Source organism: Microvirga alba (genome assembly GCF_015694465.1).
Lineage (GTDB): Bacteria > Pseudomonadota > Alphaproteobacteria > Rhizobiales > Beijerinckiaceae > Microvirga > Microvirga alba.
This window is the reverse complement of record NZ_JADQDO010000011.1, coordinates 37,238-52,643: the sequence shown is the minus strand read 5'-3', so window position 1 is coordinate 52,643 and position 15,406 is coordinate 37,238. Positions and strand designations below refer to the sequence as shown.

At 56.7% G+C, this 15,406-nt stretch carries 14 protein-coding genes; 13 read left to right on the top strand and 1 reads right to left on the bottom strand.

What is annotated here, in order from left to right:
• Positions 1-505: 505 nt before the first annotated feature.
• Positions 506-1,831, bottom strand: coding sequence for a class I SAM-dependent methyltransferase (locus I2H38_RS18040; RefSeq protein WP_407664105.1), 1,326 nt, complete (start codon positions 1,829-1,831; stop codon positions 506-508).
• A 323-nt stretch (positions 1,832-2,154) separates the two neighbouring features.
• On the opposite strand from I2H38_RS18040, the gene I2H38_RS18035 reads away from it, so the two are divergent.
• From I2H38_RS18035 to I2H38_RS17975, 13 genes are all read left to right on the top strand, one after another.
• Positions 2,155-2,868, top strand: coding sequence for an MtnX-like HAD-IB family phosphatase (locus I2H38_RS18035; protein ID WP_196273269.1), 714 nt, complete (start codon positions 2,155-2,157; stop codon positions 2,866-2,868).
• Positions 2,858-4,285 (top strand): aspartate aminotransferase family protein, encoded by a 1,428-nt coding sequence (locus tag I2H38_RS18030; protein ID WP_196273268.1) that lies wholly within the window; start codon positions 2,858-2,860, stop codon positions 4,283-4,285. Before I2H38_RS18035 ends, I2H38_RS18030 begins: the two co-directional genes overlap by 11 nt.
• A 5-nt stretch (positions 4,286-4,290) precedes the next feature.
• Positions 4,291-5,208, top strand: a complete 918-nt coding sequence (locus I2H38_RS18025; protein WP_196273267.1) for an arginase family protein — start codon at positions 4,291-4,293, stop codon at positions 5,206-5,208.
• Positions 5,209-5,261: 53 nt separating this feature from the next.
• Complete coding sequence (locus I2H38_RS18020) at positions 5,262-6,152, top strand: alpha/beta hydrolase (protein ID WP_324617430.1); 891 nt, start codon at positions 5,262-5,264, stop codon at positions 6,150-6,152.
• A 19-nt stretch (positions 6,153-6,171) separates the two neighbouring features.
• Positions 6,172-7,305: a GNAT family N-acetyltransferase gene (locus I2H38_RS18015; protein WP_210324860.1), complete on the top strand. Its 1,134-nt coding sequence runs from the start codon at positions 6,172-6,174 to the stop codon at positions 7,303-7,305.
• Positions 7,305-7,838, top strand: a complete 534-nt coding sequence (locus I2H38_RS18010; protein ID WP_196273265.1) for a DUF2147 domain-containing protein — start codon at positions 7,305-7,307, stop codon at positions 7,836-7,838. Before I2H38_RS18015 ends, I2H38_RS18010 begins: the two co-directional genes overlap by 1 nt.
• Before the next feature lie 10 nt (positions 7,839-7,848).
• Positions 7,849-9,609 carry a sensor histidine kinase gene (locus tag I2H38_RS18005; protein ID WP_196273264.1) on the top strand — a complete coding sequence of 587 codons (1,761 nt, stop codon included), beginning with the start codon at positions 7,849-7,851 and terminating at the stop codon, positions 9,607-9,609.
• The gene (locus I2H38_RS18000) at positions 9,584-10,960 is read left to right on the top strand and encodes a sigma-54-dependent transcriptional regulator (protein WP_196273263.1); all 1,377 of its coding nucleotides are present in this window, start codon (positions 9,584-9,586) and stop codon (positions 10,958-10,960) included. The genes I2H38_RS18005 and I2H38_RS18000 overlap by 26 nt, the downstream gene beginning before the upstream one ends.
• 9 nt (positions 10,961-10,969) lie before the next feature.
• On the top strand, positions 10,970-11,842 hold the full coding sequence (locus tag I2H38_RS17995) for a MipA/OmpV family protein (protein WP_196273262.1): 873 nt from the start codon (positions 10,970-10,972) through the stop codon (positions 11,840-11,842).
• Between the two features lie 106 nt (positions 11,843-11,948).
• Positions 11,949-12,311 (top strand): hypothetical protein, encoded by a 363-nt coding sequence (locus tag I2H38_RS17990; protein ID WP_196273261.1) that lies wholly within the window; start codon positions 11,949-11,951, stop codon positions 12,309-12,311.
• On the top strand, positions 12,308-12,691 hold the full coding sequence (locus I2H38_RS17985) for an EamA family transporter (protein ID WP_196273260.1): 384 nt from the start codon (positions 12,308-12,310) through the stop codon (positions 12,689-12,691). The genes I2H38_RS17990 and I2H38_RS17985 overlap by 4 nt, the downstream gene beginning before the upstream one ends.
• Positions 12,625-13,893 (top strand): DegT/DnrJ/EryC1/StrS family aminotransferase, encoded by a 1,269-nt coding sequence (locus I2H38_RS17980; RefSeq protein ID WP_324617429.1) that lies wholly within the window; start codon positions 12,625-12,627, stop codon positions 13,891-13,893. Before I2H38_RS17985 ends, I2H38_RS17980 begins: the two co-directional genes overlap by 67 nt.
• 1,054 nt (positions 13,894-14,947) lie before the next feature.
• Positions 14,948-15,403, top strand: coding sequence for a (2Fe-2S)-binding protein (locus I2H38_RS17975; RefSeq protein ID WP_324617428.1), 456 nt, complete (start codon positions 14,948-14,950; stop codon positions 15,401-15,403).
• The last annotated feature ends 3 nt before the right edge of the window (positions 15,404-15,406 follow it).

The window sequence follows — 15,406 nt, the reverse complement described above, 5'->3', positions numbered from 1 at the left end:
GTCACGAATACTGCGGAACATCCCTCGTGGCTTCATGCAACCGGCATCCTGAATGATCGGCCGGAGAGGGCTGCTGCGTGGCGGCCGCTACAAAGCTCAGGCTTGCCACGCGGTCGCTGTCCGAAAGCCTCGACATGCGGATGAAGACCATTTCCAACAATGCCACGGCCGAGTACCATCAGACATCGAGCCGTCATATGGTCGTTGCAGGCGTCGGCATCGCGCTCGGTCTAACGTTCGCTTTCCTGGTTGGACAGTTCGGTATCGCAAGGCCGATCCGTTCGGCGGTCGCCATCTTGCAGCGTCTCGCCAATGGCGATTTTTCGGGCCAGATCAGGGGCACGAATCGCCAAAGCCAGGAGCGGCTAATGAAGGAGCCGCTTCTGTTGCGCCGCATCGTCTCCGCCGGATCACTCCGGCCGCTGCTCCCGCACGCGATGGGCGGGCCGCGCAAGAGCCCAGTCGCAATTTTTCGTTTCCCAAATGTCTGCTACCGCGGTCGAGTTCAGGGGGAGCGCTCATGCGTCAATGCGTTTGAACGTAACAATGCTGCTTGGTCTCGCGCGCCCATCTCCGCGGGAACGACGGTATCAGCACATTCTCTTTCCCGGAGTGCTGCTTCGATGCGCGCGATGTAATCGCGAGTAAGCGGGACATTTTCTTGGCGCGGAGCCAGCTGAATTTGGAAGATTGCGATGTCCTGAAAGCGGAACGCCGCCTCAGAGAAAGCCAAATAAAACTCCCACATGCGGCAGAAGCGCTCGTCATAGATACGCAAAGCCTCTTCGCGGCGAGCCATGAAACGCTCTCTCCAAGCGCGAAGTGTACGAGCGTAATGGAGCCTCAATATTTCAATGTCGGTGACGACCAAACCCGACCGCTCGATGGAGGGCATAACTTCCGACAATGATGGGATGTGGCCGCCGGGGAAAATATATCGCTCAATCCAGGGGTTGGTGAAGTCAGGAACGTCTGAATTCCCAATGAAATGCAGCAGCATGACTCCGTCGTCTTTGATCAGTTTGCGGCATGTTCCAAAAAATGTGTCATAAAAATCGATGCCAACGTGCTCGAACATTCCGACCGAAACAATTTTGTCGAATTGGCCTTTTGCTGCTCGGTAATCCATAAGCTCGAAGGACACCCGGTCTGAAAGACCACGCACATCCGCCCTTTTCTGTGCGAGACCGAGCTGTTCCTCGGAGAGTGTGATCCCCGTAACGTGCTCTGCACCGGCTATATCGGCAAGATAGCATGCCAATCCTCCCCAGCCGCAACCGATATCGAGAATGCGATGCTGCGGCTCGATCAGGAGCTTGGCGGCGATGTGCCGCTTTTTCGCGAGCTGTGCTTGAGCAAGGTCGGTCTGCTCATCTTCGAAATAGGCGCAGGAATATTGCCAGTCTGGATCGAGGAAGAGCGAGTAGAGATCCGCGTTGAGGTTGTAATGATGAGCTACGTTCGTGCGAGCTCGCGTGAGGCCATTGCGCTGGGCAAACCGCCGCAGGGCGAAACGAACACGATCCAGTGCCTGAACGGTAAGCGACGGGCGCGTCTCCTTCGCGTCTTGCAGAACGACTTGGAGAAAGTCGAAAATTGTCCCTTCCTCCACAATAAGCCTTCCGTCCATGAAGAGCTCGCCGAGTTGCAGATCAGGGTCGGTCATCAAACCCAGGACGCTTCTCTGATCGGCGAGCCGTATCGCGACCTTCGGTTGGGAACCGTCGCCGAAACAGACCCGTTCTCCCGACGGTAGGGCCATGCAAAGCGTCCCGCGCCGAACCAGCCGGGACAACGATTTGCAAAGAAGGGTTTCAGGAAGAGAACGCACGTTCGCAGATCCGGATTAAGATGAGGTTTGCCGTCGGGGGAGCCCTTGGCGGCAGATGGGGGCCCTTCGGCTCAGCAAAAATCATGCCTAATCTCTCAGGCGCTGCGCGACCCCTTGTGCGACCGCGTTCGACGCTATGCTTCAGGCACACCAACGACGTTCTTTTAGATCATTTCCATCCGATTGAACCCCCGCACGATGGAGGAAGCTCCATTTTATGTTGCTCCGACCCAGGTTACGAAATGACGTAAAAGCTTGAGTTTTTGGGCTTCCGGCGTTTGGCGCGCATTTTGCTTGTAGCGAGCCGTCAACACGGTTTCGCAATGTATCTGTCTCCTCACGTCTATATCGATTTCGACGGCACGATCTCTCTCACCGATACGACAGACCTCCTGCTGCAGCACTTTGCAGCGCCGGAATGGCAGGAGATCGAGGCCGCTTGGGAGAGGGGTGAAATCGGCTCGCAGGAATGCATGATCCGGCAGATTAGCCTGCTGAACGTTTCTCCTAATGAGCTCGATTGTTGGCTCGAAACGATACCACTTGATCCGGCCTTCTCTTCGTTCGTGCGCTTTTGCGAGCAGCTCGGGTTTCCCGTTACGATTGTGTCTGATGGGCTCGATCGTACGATTAAGACCGCCCTTCGCCGCCTCGGTCTGACGCTTCCTGTCGTGGCAAATCATCTCGAGTGGCTGGGTGAGACGAAGTGGAAGCTCGGTTTCCCCTTTGCCCGCGAAGGCTGCCGGTCTCTCGCCGGCCACTGTAAATGCTCCAGCATGGCGGAGACCCATGGTCGGCGTGTTTTGATCGGCGATGGCCGCTCGGATTTTTGCGCGGCCGAACGGGCCGACATCGTCTTCGCGAAAGGGAAGCTTCTGGCGCACTGCCGTGCGACAGGCCTGCAGCATCTGCCCTACGCAACCTTCTCCGACTTGCAACCGACTTTCATGCGCTGGATCGCGGACCTGGAAGCCACGCAACTACGGTCGCAACTCTCTCTCACCCAAAAAGACAAGGATCATCATCATGCCGACTAGTGCAGCCGCTCGCCTTGCAAACGCGCAATTAGGCGCAGCCACGACGGATGAGGAGGACTTGCTCGCACTCGAAGCCCAGTATTGTTCCCATGGAGATACGGTTCACTACACGGATGTGCCGAAGATCTTCGATCGCTGCGACGGCTCGTTCATGTATGACATGGAAGGCAAACAGTACCTCGATCTTCAGATGTGGTACTCTGCGGTGAACTTCGGTTACGCCAATCGCCGTCTCAATAACACCTTGAAGAGCCAGCTGGATCGCCTGCCGCAGGTTGCAAGTCAGTATCTGCATCGAGAGAAGATTGAGCTTGCCACGTTGATCGCGCGTGATGCCGAGGAAAAGTTTGGCCGCAAAGGGCGCGTCCATTTCAATGTTGGCGGTGCGCAGGCCGTCGAGGACTCTCTTAAGCTTGTGCGGAATGCCACGGGCGGCAAGAGCTTGATGTTCGCCTTCGAGGGCGGCTATCACGGGCGGACACTCGGTGCGTCGGCGATCACATCATCCTATCGCTATCGCCGTCGTTTCGGACACTTTGGCGAGAGAGCGCAATTCATCCCGTTCCCCTATCATTTCCGTGGCCCGCGCGGGATGAGCAAGGAGGAGTACGGGCTTCACTGCGTCAAGCAATTCGAGCGCCTGTTTGAAAGCGAATATAACGGCGTCTGGGATCCCAAGGCTCAGCAAGCGGAATTCGCCGCGTTCTACGTTGAGCCGATTCAGGGAACAGGTGGATACGTCATTCCGCCGAAGAATTTTTTTGTTGAGCTCAAGAAAGTTTTGGACCGTTACGGGATTTTGCTCGTTGTAGACGAGATTCAGATGGGCCTCTATCGCACGGGTAAGCTCTGGTCGATCGAGCATTTCGGAGTTCAGCCTGACGTCATCGTGTTCGGCAAGGCGATCACGAACGGGCTCAACCCTCTCTCGGGCATTTGGGCGCGCGAGGAGCTGATCAATCCGACGATCTTCCCCGCAGGCTCGACGCACTCGACCTTCAATGCCAACCCGCTTGGCACCGCCGTCGCGCTCGAGACGATGCGCATGGCTCAGGAGGAGGACTTCGAAACGACCACGATGCAGAAGGGCGCTTACTTCCTGCAAGGTCTCGAGGATCTGAAGCGTCGACACAAGATCGTCGGCGATGTGGATGGTCTCGGCCTGGCGCTCCGGATCGAGATTTGTGAGCCGCACGACTCCTATACCCCATCGAAGGCCCTTGTGGACCGTATGGTCGACGAGGCTCTGAAGGGAGATCTTATCCACAATGGCAAGACGTATGGCCTCGTGCTTGATATCGGTGGATACTACAAGAACGTGATCACGCTGGCGCCATCCTTGACGATTTCATACGAAGAAATCGATTTGGCGATCGCTCTCTTGGATCAGCTGTTCACCCGCGTTTCGCGGAGCTGACCCTCGTGCGGGTGTGCATCCTCGACTGCGATGGATCCGTCACGGCCCAACCCTTTGCGATCGAACTCGTCGCTTCCGGTGAGGCGACGGTTGTGGATGCGCGCGACCTCGCCCCTAAGCTTAGGATCGTGGCGAACCGCAATTCTCTCAGGGAGCTGCAGGGTCGATTAGATGCGATCGGGCTGGGCTCCGGCGACATCACATTCCTCGGGTCGGGTGACTTTCATCACCTGACCTTCTCGCTGCTGCAGCGAGTCCGCGAGGAAGTCACCGTCATTCACTTCGACAATCATCCCGATTGGGTGCGTTTTCCTGCTACCGTAAACTGCGGCTCGTGGATCAATCATGCACTAAAGCTTCGTCACGTCACCCGCATCGTGACGATCGGGCCTTGTGGCAAGGACTTGTCGCTGCCCGAATTCAAGATGGCCAACTTGGACGCCATTCGGGAGGGAGCGCTTGAGGTTTATGCGTGGGATGCAGACTCGACGCGTCTCTTCGGGAGACCCGTCAATGGTCCAAGTGTTCAAACTCAAGGCCGATATTTGAAATGGCGCAAGCTGTCTGATGAACCATGGAGTGATTTTGTCGCCGAACTCTCTCAGCGGCTGCCTCCGACGCCGATTTGGATCACTCTCGATAAGGATGTGCTCGACTCACACGAGGCTATAACCAATTGGGATCAAGGGAGAATGGACCTCGATCAGGTGCTTGAGGCGATAGAGCGCCTCTCCGTCGGCCGCGGGATTCTTGGAGTTGATGTATGCGGCGACTACTCTCCGCCACGCTTTCGCGATCCTTTTCGAGCCTTTCTATCCGCAACCGACAGGCCATCCAAGACGCCGTGTTTGAAGGAAGCTAACGTCACTAACGATGCTGCAAACCGGCGTGTCCTGAAACGGCTGCGGGCCATCCTGCACTGACACGCGATGTCGCGGGACACTTCACTGCTGCGACTGGCCGGCTTTGGAGCGCGATGGCAACAATATATTTCAAGATATTTCAAGGAGATTGTATCATGATAAGAGATCGTTCCCTCCTCTTCGAGGGAGGGGAGATGGGCGTTCTGCTTATTCACGGCCTCGGAGGGACGCCCACCGAAATGAAATCGACTGGCCGACGGCTCTCGGAAACCGGCGCCACGGTCCTTTGCTGCCAACTTGCGGGACATTGCGGGACTGAGGCGGACTTGGCCAGCACTCGCTGGACAGATTGGTATGTAAGCGCTGAGGCGGCTCTCTCTCAATTGGAGGCTCGGTGCAGCACGATCATTGTCGGCGGCTTGTCCATGGGAGCCGTCCTTGCCGCGAGGCTTGCGGCTCAGCATTCTCAGAGCGTGCACGGCCTTGTCATGCTTGCGCCGACACTCTGGTATGACGGTTGGTCGACGCCGTGGTACCGGTTCCTCCTCCAGTTGTTCATCCAAACGCCGATCGGGCGCCGCTGGCGGTTCATGGAGCAGGAGCCGTATGGCATCAAGGATGAGCGAACACGCACCATCATTGCGAACGCGATGTTCGGCGACGATAGCAGTGAGGCGGGTCTTCCAGCTACGCCGGGCAGTTCAGTGCTTGAACTGTCGCGTCTGATCAAAACTGTGAAGAAGGATCTTCATCGGATCCGGCAGCGCACCTTGATCGTTCATGCGCGTGAGGACGATATGGCCGATCTTTCGAACGCATTCTACCTTCAGCGGCATCTTGGTGGCCTTGTCGAGGCGCTTGTGCTCGATGACAGCTATCACCTCGTCACGATTGATCGACAACGTAAATTGGTGACTGAGCGGTGCGCCGGGTTCGTTGAAACTTTCATCGGCGACGATGCGAGGCGGCAGGACTACCAAATGGGTCGCCGTTATGTCGCCTGATCCATTCGCGGGTCTTACGTTGCGGATCGTCGACGGTGTCAGTACACTTCCTGAGAACGAGTGGACGGGCTGCTTTCCAAATGAGGTCGAGGGCTGGCGCTATTACCGTGCGTGCGAGCATGCGCCATCGGAGAGGAATCCCATCTCCGCAGCTGAAGTCCGTGATGAAAAGGGACTGTTGATCGCGGCCCCACTTTTCACGATCTCATATCGACTGGATACGCCTTTCCAAGGACTCCTCGGGCGCTTCGGGGCAAGGTTGGCGGCAAAATTTCCAAAGCTTCTCGAATGGCGTCTGCTTGGCATCGGATCGCCCTATGCGGATCGCTGCCACATCGCTATACGGCCGGGACTGACGCGCGAAGAACAGGCGCGGGCCATCAATGCGCTGATATCTCTCGTTGAGAGCGAAGCCCGACGGCTTGGAGCAGCCCTGATTGCGTACAAAGACTTGGCTGGACCAGACCGGGATCTTTTGAATCGGCCACTCTCGCAGCGGCAGTACGGGGAGATCCGCAGCCTTCCGGTTGCCGCCCTGAATATCCCAGAATCATGGGACGCCTATTTGAGCCGACTGTCCGCTCACATGCGTAAAGATGTTCGTCGTAAGCTGAAGAAGAGTAAAGCTATAACTGTCGAGCGGCGCACCGACATTGATGGCGTGGCCAGCGAAATAGAGGCGCTCTACCAGTCGACACGTGCCAACAGCTCGGTACGATACGGCGATTTCGAAGAGCTGCCCGAGAACTATTTCGCGGCGATAGCCGAGCAACTGGGCGACCGGGCCCTGTTCATTCTCTACAGGATCGATGGGCAACTTGCGGCATTTAACCTCCTACTCCTCGAGGAGGATCGTGTTATCGACAAGTTTCTTGGCATGGCCTACCCCTTGGCACGGGAAAATAATCTCTACATCGTCAGCTGGATGGAGAACGTCCGCTTCTGCCTGGAAACGGGGAGGGCAGTTTTACAATCCGGGCAAACGGCCTATGGATCCAAGGTCAGACTTGGAAGCCAGCTCGTTCCGTCCTGGAATCTCGTGAAACATCGGAACCCCCTCATCAATCGTGTGATCAGACTGGCGGCACCTCTGCTCGCATTCGACCGTTGGGACCCCGATCTCAAGCATATAAAAGCCTTCGGGAGACTTTAATGATCGAAGATGGACCGATCGCATCGTACGCGAATGAGAATACAGAGAATGCGAGGAGGTGGTCCGGCCTCTGGGGGATCCTTGTCAGCGCCATTGTGGTCGTGAACCTATCCGGACCAAGTCTTGCGGCCGAACTGGCCGATATCAGAGGCGTCTGGCTGGTCGACGATGGTGAAAGCGCTGTTGAAATCACCGCATGTGGGGCTGCGCGGTGCGGGCGAGTCATCTGGTTGAAGGACGGTAACGATGAGGACGGCAGACCGCTTCTTGACCGGCACAACCCAGACGCGAATCTGCGCTCTCATCCGGTATGCGGATTGCAGATCATTGGTGGCCTCAAGCCCCAGTTGGACGGCAGCTGGGACCAAGGCCGCATCTATGACCCTGAGGAAGGAAAGACCTACGATTTAGAGATACGATCTGCTGGCCCCGACGTTTTGAAGGTCACCGGCTACCTGACTATTAAATCATTCGGTGAGACCCTCACATGGCGCCGTCCTGCACAAGCACTCAATCGTTGCAGCGGGCGCTGACTGTGCCGCAATGACAAGCATCCGCCTCCTGTCGCTGCGTTGGCGCCTCATCCTAGCATTCCTGCTTGTGAGCGCGCCTCCCGTTTTGGTCGCAAGCTATATCGCGGCAGAAGCAATTTCAGTAGCGTTCGAGCGCAATGTTGAGCGTTGGCTGGAAGAGACGGCGCGTTTTCTCGCAGGCGACGCCGATGAGACCAAAATCGAAGCTGATAAATCCGCAGCCATCATCGCGGCAGCGCTCTCCAATCGCAATGGTATCGATCCGGGGCGGTTTGAGCACTTTGTCCACCCTTTCGCCGATCTCCTCGCGTCTGTCGGCTATGACTATGTTCAGATTTACCGCGAGGACGGCGTAAGAGAATACACCTTTGGCCAAATTGATTTTGTCGATGCGCCCCCGCAGGATTCTCGTAAGTCGCTGTATCGTGTTCGGGTGAACGGCCGTGACGCCTTGATCGGAGGAGCTGCGCGGGCCGTTGACATCGCTGGAAAGCAGTACTTCGTCTTTGTCGCCAACTTGATCGACGAGGCTTTCTTTAACTCATCGCAAGCGAGCAAATCACTCGACATCAAGATCTTTCAAGTCGGCCCAAATGGCCCTGCCATCATGCGAAAGAACGGGGTCAAAGATCAGGTGAGTGTTCCGGAGAGTGTCTATCGTGCTCTCATGCGTGGCGCGCCCAGCGCAATCTCATCCAGTAATGCTCAGGATCGGCTTGCAACAGCTTTTGCTGCCTTGCGAGACGATCAGGGGCGCCTGGTTGGCATCGTCGCTTGCCGGGTGGCGGGTATGACGGCGGTGTTTGAGAACCTTTCCGAGTGGCAATATTTCCTGGCTCTCGCGGGAGTTGCTGGCTTCTTCTCTGTTCTCGTAGGGGCCCTGATTGCACAGCGGATCTCTCAACCCGTGCAAGCCCTGACGCTCGGCCTCAGAGCGGTCGCCACAGGTGATTATCTTGGTCGTGTTCGGGAAGAAGGCGGGCGCGAACTCGCTGAACTTGCCGCTGGCTTCAATCTCATGAGTGAGCAACTTGAACGGCTTCGCAACATGGAAGGAGAGATGAGGAGACGGGAGCAGCTCGCTGCGCTCGGCGAGGCGGCTGCGGTTATCGCTCACGAGATCCGCAACCCGCTTGGCATTATCAAGACGTCAAGTCAGGTCGTCCGAATGAAGTCCGCCTTGAAGCCTTCCGAAGATCGCCTGATCGGGTTTGTGCTTGACGAGGTGTCGCGCATTGATCGCCTGGTTCAGGAAATTCTCGATTTCGTGCGGCCGAAAGAGCTTCATAAGCGTCGTATCGAACTCATGAAGGAAGTCGTCGAGCGGGTTGTGGAGTTTACCGCTCCTGAGCTGGCGAAACGTGGCCTGACTTGCGCGGTTCTTGGCCGCAACACGGGAGCGGTGGTTCTCGGAGATCCGGATCGACTTTATCAAGCGCTTCTCAACCTCATTCTGAATGCGATGGATGCGACCTCGAAAGGTGGGCACCTCACCGTCATCATGAGTCTCCAGCCTGAATGCCTTGAATTGCGGGTCGAGGATGACGGGATCGGAATGCCGGAAGACGTGGTAAGGCGCGTATTCGATCCATTCTTCACGACGAAAGCCAGAGGAACCGGGCTTGGCCTTGCTCAGGCCAAGGCTGTCATCGAGGATCACGCCGGCACGATCAGCTGTGTCAGCGAGCCCGGGCACGGTACGACTTTCGTCGTTTGTCTCCCGTACCTTATCATGGAGAACCTCGATGAAGCCGTCTGTTCTGGTCGTTGATGACGAGATCCGCCTTGCGGAAGTGCTCTCCGTCGCTCTCGACGAGCGGGGCTTCGACACCCAGGCGGTAGGCTCCGTTCAAGCGGCTCAGGAGGCATTGGGCTCGTCCCACGTGGATATAGTTCTTGCAGATCTACGCATGCCTGACCTTGGTGGCCGCGACTTACTCCACCAAATTCAGGAGACGAGGCCTGACATCCCCGTCATTGTCATGACGGCCTACGCGTCAGTGCGCGACGCCGTCGATCTCGTTAAAGAGGGCGCATTCGACTATATTTCGAAGCCCTTTGAGATCGACGATGTAGTTGCGACAATTGCTCGGGCGCTCAAGCTCGGCGAGATGCTCAAAGAGAATCGCCGACTACGTGACGAACTCGAGGAAAAGTACAAATTTGAGAACCTGTCAGGTCAAAGCGCGGTCTTCAGGATCGTCCTGCAACAGATCACGGAAGTTTGTGGAAGCCGCGCAACGGTTCTCCTTGAAGGCGAGAGTGGAACCGGAAAGGAACTTGTGGCCCGCGCAATCCACTACAACAGCCCGCGTCATCTCAAGCCGTTCGTTGCGGTCAATTGCGCCGCGATACCTGAGGCACTGCTCGAAAGCGAGCTCTTCGGCCATACCAAGGGTGCGTTCACTGGAGCGGTGAGCGCGCGGGAGGGGCGATTTGCGCTCGCAGACGGTGGAACCCTCTTTCTGGACGAGATCGGCGACATGCCGATCTCGATCCAGGCGAAGCTCTTACGTGCCATCCAGGAGCAGACTTTCGAGCCTATCGGGGCAAGTAAGTCTGTTAGCGTCGATGTGCGGATCATCGCAGCGACGCACAAGAACTTGCGGAAGATGATCAAGGCGCAGGAATTTCGAGAAGATCTCTACTATCGCCTCAACATTTTCCCGATGGCGATCCCTCCCTTGCGGGACCGCGCCGAAGATATACCGCTCCTCGCCAGCCAATTTCTTCGATCGTTCGCTCAAGATATGGCAAAGCGCCTCGTCGGCTTCACCCCAGCCGCCGAAGCCGCAATGGTCGCATATCCTTGGCCGGGTAATGTTCGCGAGCTTCAGAACTGCGTCCAGCGCGCGGTGATTGTCGCGCGAGGCGCCAGTATCGACGTTCCTGATCTTCCCCGCTATGTCTTGGAAGGTCAGCCCAAAGCGAATTCTCCCTCCAAGCTGCCAGATGATCTCGATGCAGAGCTCGCGCAGATTGAACGGAGCTTTATTCTTAAGGCTTTGCGCGAAACGAACGGCGTTCAGGTCAGGGCTGCGGAGCGCCTGGGCGTGACGGAGCGAAGCTTGTGGCATCGCATCAAGAAGCTTGGAATCCGCGCCGATCATAGTTTCGATTGAGAAGAAGTTATGGCTAAATTTCGATGGGTAGGGTCTGGGCAATACGCGCGACGCGCGATAACAGGTCCCGTTGCATTTCTCGCTGTCATCGCCCAGGTGATGCCCGCGCTTGAGGCGAGGGCTCAGGGTGTCGAGGGTGGGGCGCCTGACGCCGAGACTTCCTCTGGTTGGATTGTTACCATCGGAGCAACAAGCCTGTTCAGTCCGCAATACGAAGGATCTGCGAAATACGGATTGTCGGGACTTCCATCGGTCAGTTTTAGGCAACCAAATGAGCCTGAGGATTTTGGGGCCCCGGACGATAGCCTCGACTACACGCTCTTCAGTACCTCAAATTTCAAGGTCGGCCCTGTCGTCAATCTCAGATCCGGCCGGTCCACGAGCGATGATATTCGCCTCGCTGGTTTGAACAATTATCCCTGGACGATCGAGCCCGGGGTCTTTGCGGAATTCTGGCCGGTTCCGGAGATGCTTCGGACCCGTGTGGAAGTCAGGCATGGAGTCCGTGGACAGGACGGCTTTGTCGCCGATCTCTCCATGGATCTCGTTCAGCAGTTTGGGGCCTTCACCCTCTCTTGTGGTCCGCGCCTCTCACTCGCCGATAATCGGACCATGCAGCAGGAATTCGGGGTTTCTCCGCTCGCGTCCTTTCGGAACGGTCTCGTGCCGCCCTTCAATGCTCGTGGAGGCGTGAAGTCGATCGGCTACGGCATAGGGCTCAGCTACGATTGGTCGGAGCAGTGGAGAACAACTGTATTCCACCGGTATGACCGCCTCGTTGGCGATGCCGGCGCAAGCCCGATCACCACACGTTTTGGATCGAGGGATCAACTCACATTCGGATTAGGTCTTAGTTACGCCTTCAGACTCAACGCAATTTAGGTGTTCAGATGCCCGTACTGCTCGCACGAACGTACAATGCGCGGAAGTCCTTTGAGCCAAGCGAGGATGGCTTTCCATTGGCATGCCATCAACTATGGATCGGCTGATGAGCCCTCTCGCGACACTCCTTTGGCTTGGAAATTTGGTGTGCGACACCGTGGGGCAACTTGCCTTCAAGGCCGCGTCGCTTGAAGCGGGCGAAAGCTCCGGCGTTGCGAGATGGCGTCGAATGCTTGGAAGCTGGCTACTTTGGCTTGGGATCGGAGCGTTCGTTTTCGAAGCACTGTTGTGGCTCTCGTTCCTCTCCCTCGTTCCGCTGTCGCAAGGCGTTATGGTCGGCAGCGTCAACATCATCGGCGTGCTGATCGGGGGCCATTTGTTGTTCAAGGAATACATTTCTCGTAAGCGCGCAGTCGCCGTTTCGCTCATCGCGTTTGGCGTTGCTCTGGTGGGGTGGGGCGGGGCGTGAAACGTACACATTTCCTGATCGGCTTCTTGGCTTTGCTGGCCCTCGATACACTCGGTCAAATTGGCTTCAAGATAACAGGCGAAAACGTTGCACCTATCCAGATTGGCCTCGACTTCGCGTCGCGGCTGCTGTCCGAGCCATGGGCCCTCACGATCGCACTCGCTTATGGCGGTGCGTTCATTGTCTATATGACTCTCATTCGGGACGCCCCTGTTGGCCTTCTGTTCGCGGCCTCACATTTGGAAATCGTCACAGTCACTGCGGCATCGATGGTCCTGTTTGGGGACCGGCTGAACCTCATCCAACTTTTCGGATGCGCGGCGATCCTGGGTGGTGTTCTCCTCCTGGCGAAAACCGAGACGGATGCGACGCACATATGATCCTGCGAGAGGCTCCTCCGACTTCTGGTCTCAGACCCAAATGGAGCGATCTCATAGGGGCGTTTAGAGGGCCCTCGAATCTGGAAGAGCGGATTGCGGAGTTCCTCGACGTTCCGGAGGTTCAGCTTGAGTGCTCCGGAACAGCATCTCTCGTCATCGCATTCGAGTATCTAAAGACCCTGTCGCGACGCCGAAAGGTCGTGATAGCCGGATACACGTGCCCACTCGTCGTTTTGGCCGCAGAACAGGCGGGGTTGAGGATTGCCGTGTGTGACACGGTTCGGGGCGGCTTTGATCTCGACTTGACCCATTTGGGCAAACAGCTTGACGACGAAACACTCTGCGTTGTTCCAACGCATTACGGTGGCGCATTGACCGATGTGGATCGCGTGAGGTGCTTCATTCAGGCAGCCTCGCGGGAGATCTTCGTGATCGAAGACGCTGCGCAAAGTTTTGGTGCCAAATACAACGGACGGCCTGTTGGGACCGCTGGCCATATCGGAATTTTCAGTTTTGCCGCCGGGAAGGGGTTCACGCTTTACGAAGGCGGCTGTCTCTATGGTGAAACGCCGGAAATTCGGCGGGGTCTTCGTGAAACCTCGACGCGATTGAGAAATCATAAGCGCTTGCTGGAGCTGCGCAGGAGCCTTGAGCTGCTGGCCTACCACTTTCTCTATAATCCTTTGTGCCTCAGTTTTGTTTACGGAGGCCCTCGGCGCTACTGGCTGAAGCGAAACGACCCGATCAGGGCCATCGGAGATTACTTCACTGGCCCCATTCCGCTTCATAAGGTCGGCTCTTGGAGACGAAAAGTCGGTTGTCAGGCGCTATCCCGATTGAGGGATCATCTCGACCGAACCCGGGACAGGTTCGACGCATTGTCCGATCAACTCGAACGGGCTTGCCCGGAAATTAGCACCCATTCGCCCGCAGAGGGCTATCAGCCGACCGGGTCCTTCGTGTTCGTGACTTTCACCTCCGGCAAAGCGTGTGACGAGGCACTTCGCGTTCTTTGGTCACTCGGGTCGGGGGTTTCTCGCTTGTTTGCATGTGCCATTGATGAGTACCCCTATCTCTCGGGCAGGATCACGTCGACGACGACGAACGCGTCTGATCTGGCGCGGCGAACGCTTATCATCTCAACAAGCGAAATGATGGAGGAGCGTCAGTTGGGGGCGATTTATCGAGCGATCCGAAGTTGAGGGGCGCAATACGGCACTGCCGCTAATCCTACGGCAACTCGGGTCCGGATATGCATCCGATATCCATGGAGGTGTGCGATGTTCAATGGCCGCAATTTTGGGGTTCTCAAATCTTTCTTTCCTATCGGTCGGCTATGACCAACGCCTCGGCGGATAAAGCAGCATGTTCAAAACAATTCGATCTGTGAGCGATCCTGTGCGCCCTCATGATCGCAGCACAGGTGCGACCTGACCGTACCGACGGCCGCCACATTTCGCCGTTCACTGAGCCAGAAATCTATGGTATCGTCGTTGCTGCCGATGGCACGGTAGAGATATTTACACTGGCTCTGATTTTAGAAGTGCTTCAAATCAGCAGGTCAGGCTCCCCATTTTTCTCGGTCAAACTGAGATGGCGAACCTCTTCCGCCGTCCTGCCAACTCCGACGTCACTGATCATCACGGGTATAGAGCCCACGCTTCAGAGTCTGGGCCGAGGTGACTGGTATGGTTGCTGGTTTCCGATCTGACGATCTTTGAGGGGCGGACCCGTTTCAACCCGTTAAGTTGCACTCTCGACCGCGGCGCCTATTTGGCTGATTGATATTGATACACCGTAGCAACACCATGCGTTGGTGAGATCCTGGCGTGTAGTGCGACCGTCTAATAACGCTGCCTCTTTGAGAGGAGTTCGAGGGCTTTTGCTGCCTAGAGCGTGGGCCGATCTGCGTTTGCCATCCGCGATTGCCATGGTCGCCAGGCTGCAACAAGGATTGACGTTGCGATATGAAGTTTCATCATCAGATCCTTGCTCGGATGATACAAGCAATCTGGCCCGACCGAGGTAATAAAGCGTTTCCGGCGTATGGGGGCGGGACTTGGATATGCAGTTCTTGCATGCAAATCTAGTTTCGTTAAGCTGTACGAATGCTTTGCACCCCTGCCGGCGCGAGCCCCCGACCTTACGCTAAAAATACTCGATCGCTTGGTGAAAGTTTCGACTTTACAAGAGTGCGCCGCACAAGAGTTCTAATGCGGGTGTGAAATACAAATGAACTCGATGGGAGACAGTAACGTGGTTGCTTTCCGCTTGAATGGAAAGGACGTTAACGTAGAAGCGCCTGGGAACGCGCCGCTACTGTACGTCCTTGTGAACGACCTTCGGATCAACGGGACAAAGTTCGGCTGTGGCAAGTCACAATGTGGGGCCTGCACGGTACTGATCGATGGCGAGCCTGTCAGATCCTGTCAAACAATGATGTCAGCCGCCATAGGGCGGTCCGTGACAACGCTCGAAGGGTTGCGTGAAGGCGACAAGCCGAGCAAGCTGCAGCAAGCATTCATCGACGAGCAGGCAGCTCAGTGCGGCTATTGCCTGTCCGGCATGATCCTGCAGGCGCAAGCTCTTCTCGATCGCAACCCGAACCCAAGCGATGGCGAAGTCCGCTCCGCTTTGAATGCCAATCTCTGCCGTTGCGGTTCGCAGAACCGGATTGTTCGTGCGGTATTGCGTGCGGCGAAGGAGGCCTAAGAG

What these genes read in the sequence shown, in the direction of transcription:
- I2H38_RS18035 (WP_196273269.1), top strand. Translation starts at nt 2,155, where the DNA reads ATGTATCTGTCTCCTCACGTCTATATCGATTTCGACGGCACGATCTCT.
- I2H38_RS18030 (WP_196273268.1), top strand. Translation starts at nt 2,858, where the DNA reads ATGCCGACTAGTGCAGCCGCTCGCCTTGCAAACGCGCAATTAGGCGCA.
- I2H38_RS18020 (WP_324617430.1), top strand. Translation starts at nt 5,262, where the DNA reads ATGGCAACAATATATTTCAAGATATTTCAAGGAGATTGTATCATGATA.
- I2H38_RS18010 (WP_196273265.1), top strand. Translation starts at nt 7,305, where the DNA reads ATGATCGAAGATGGACCGATCGCATCGTACGCGAATGAGAATACAGAG.
- I2H38_RS18005 (WP_196273264.1), top strand. Translation starts at nt 7,849, where the DNA reads ATGACAAGCATCCGCCTCCTGTCGCTGCGTTGGCGCCTCATCCTAGCA.
- I2H38_RS18000 (WP_196273263.1), top strand. Translation starts at nt 9,584, where the DNA reads ATGAAGCCGTCTGTTCTGGTCGTTGATGACGAGATCCGCCTTGCGGAA.
- I2H38_RS17995 (WP_196273262.1), top strand. Translation starts at nt 10,970, where the DNA reads ATGGCTAAATTTCGATGGGTAGGGTCTGGGCAATACGCGCGACGCGCG.
- I2H38_RS17990 (WP_196273261.1), top strand. Translation starts at nt 11,949, where the DNA reads ATGAGCCCTCTCGCGACACTCCTTTGGCTTGGAAATTTGGTGTGCGAC.
- I2H38_RS17980 (WP_324617429.1), top strand. Translation starts at nt 12,625, where the DNA reads ATGCGCGGCGATCCTGGGTGGTGTTCTCCTCCTGGCGAAAACCGAGAC.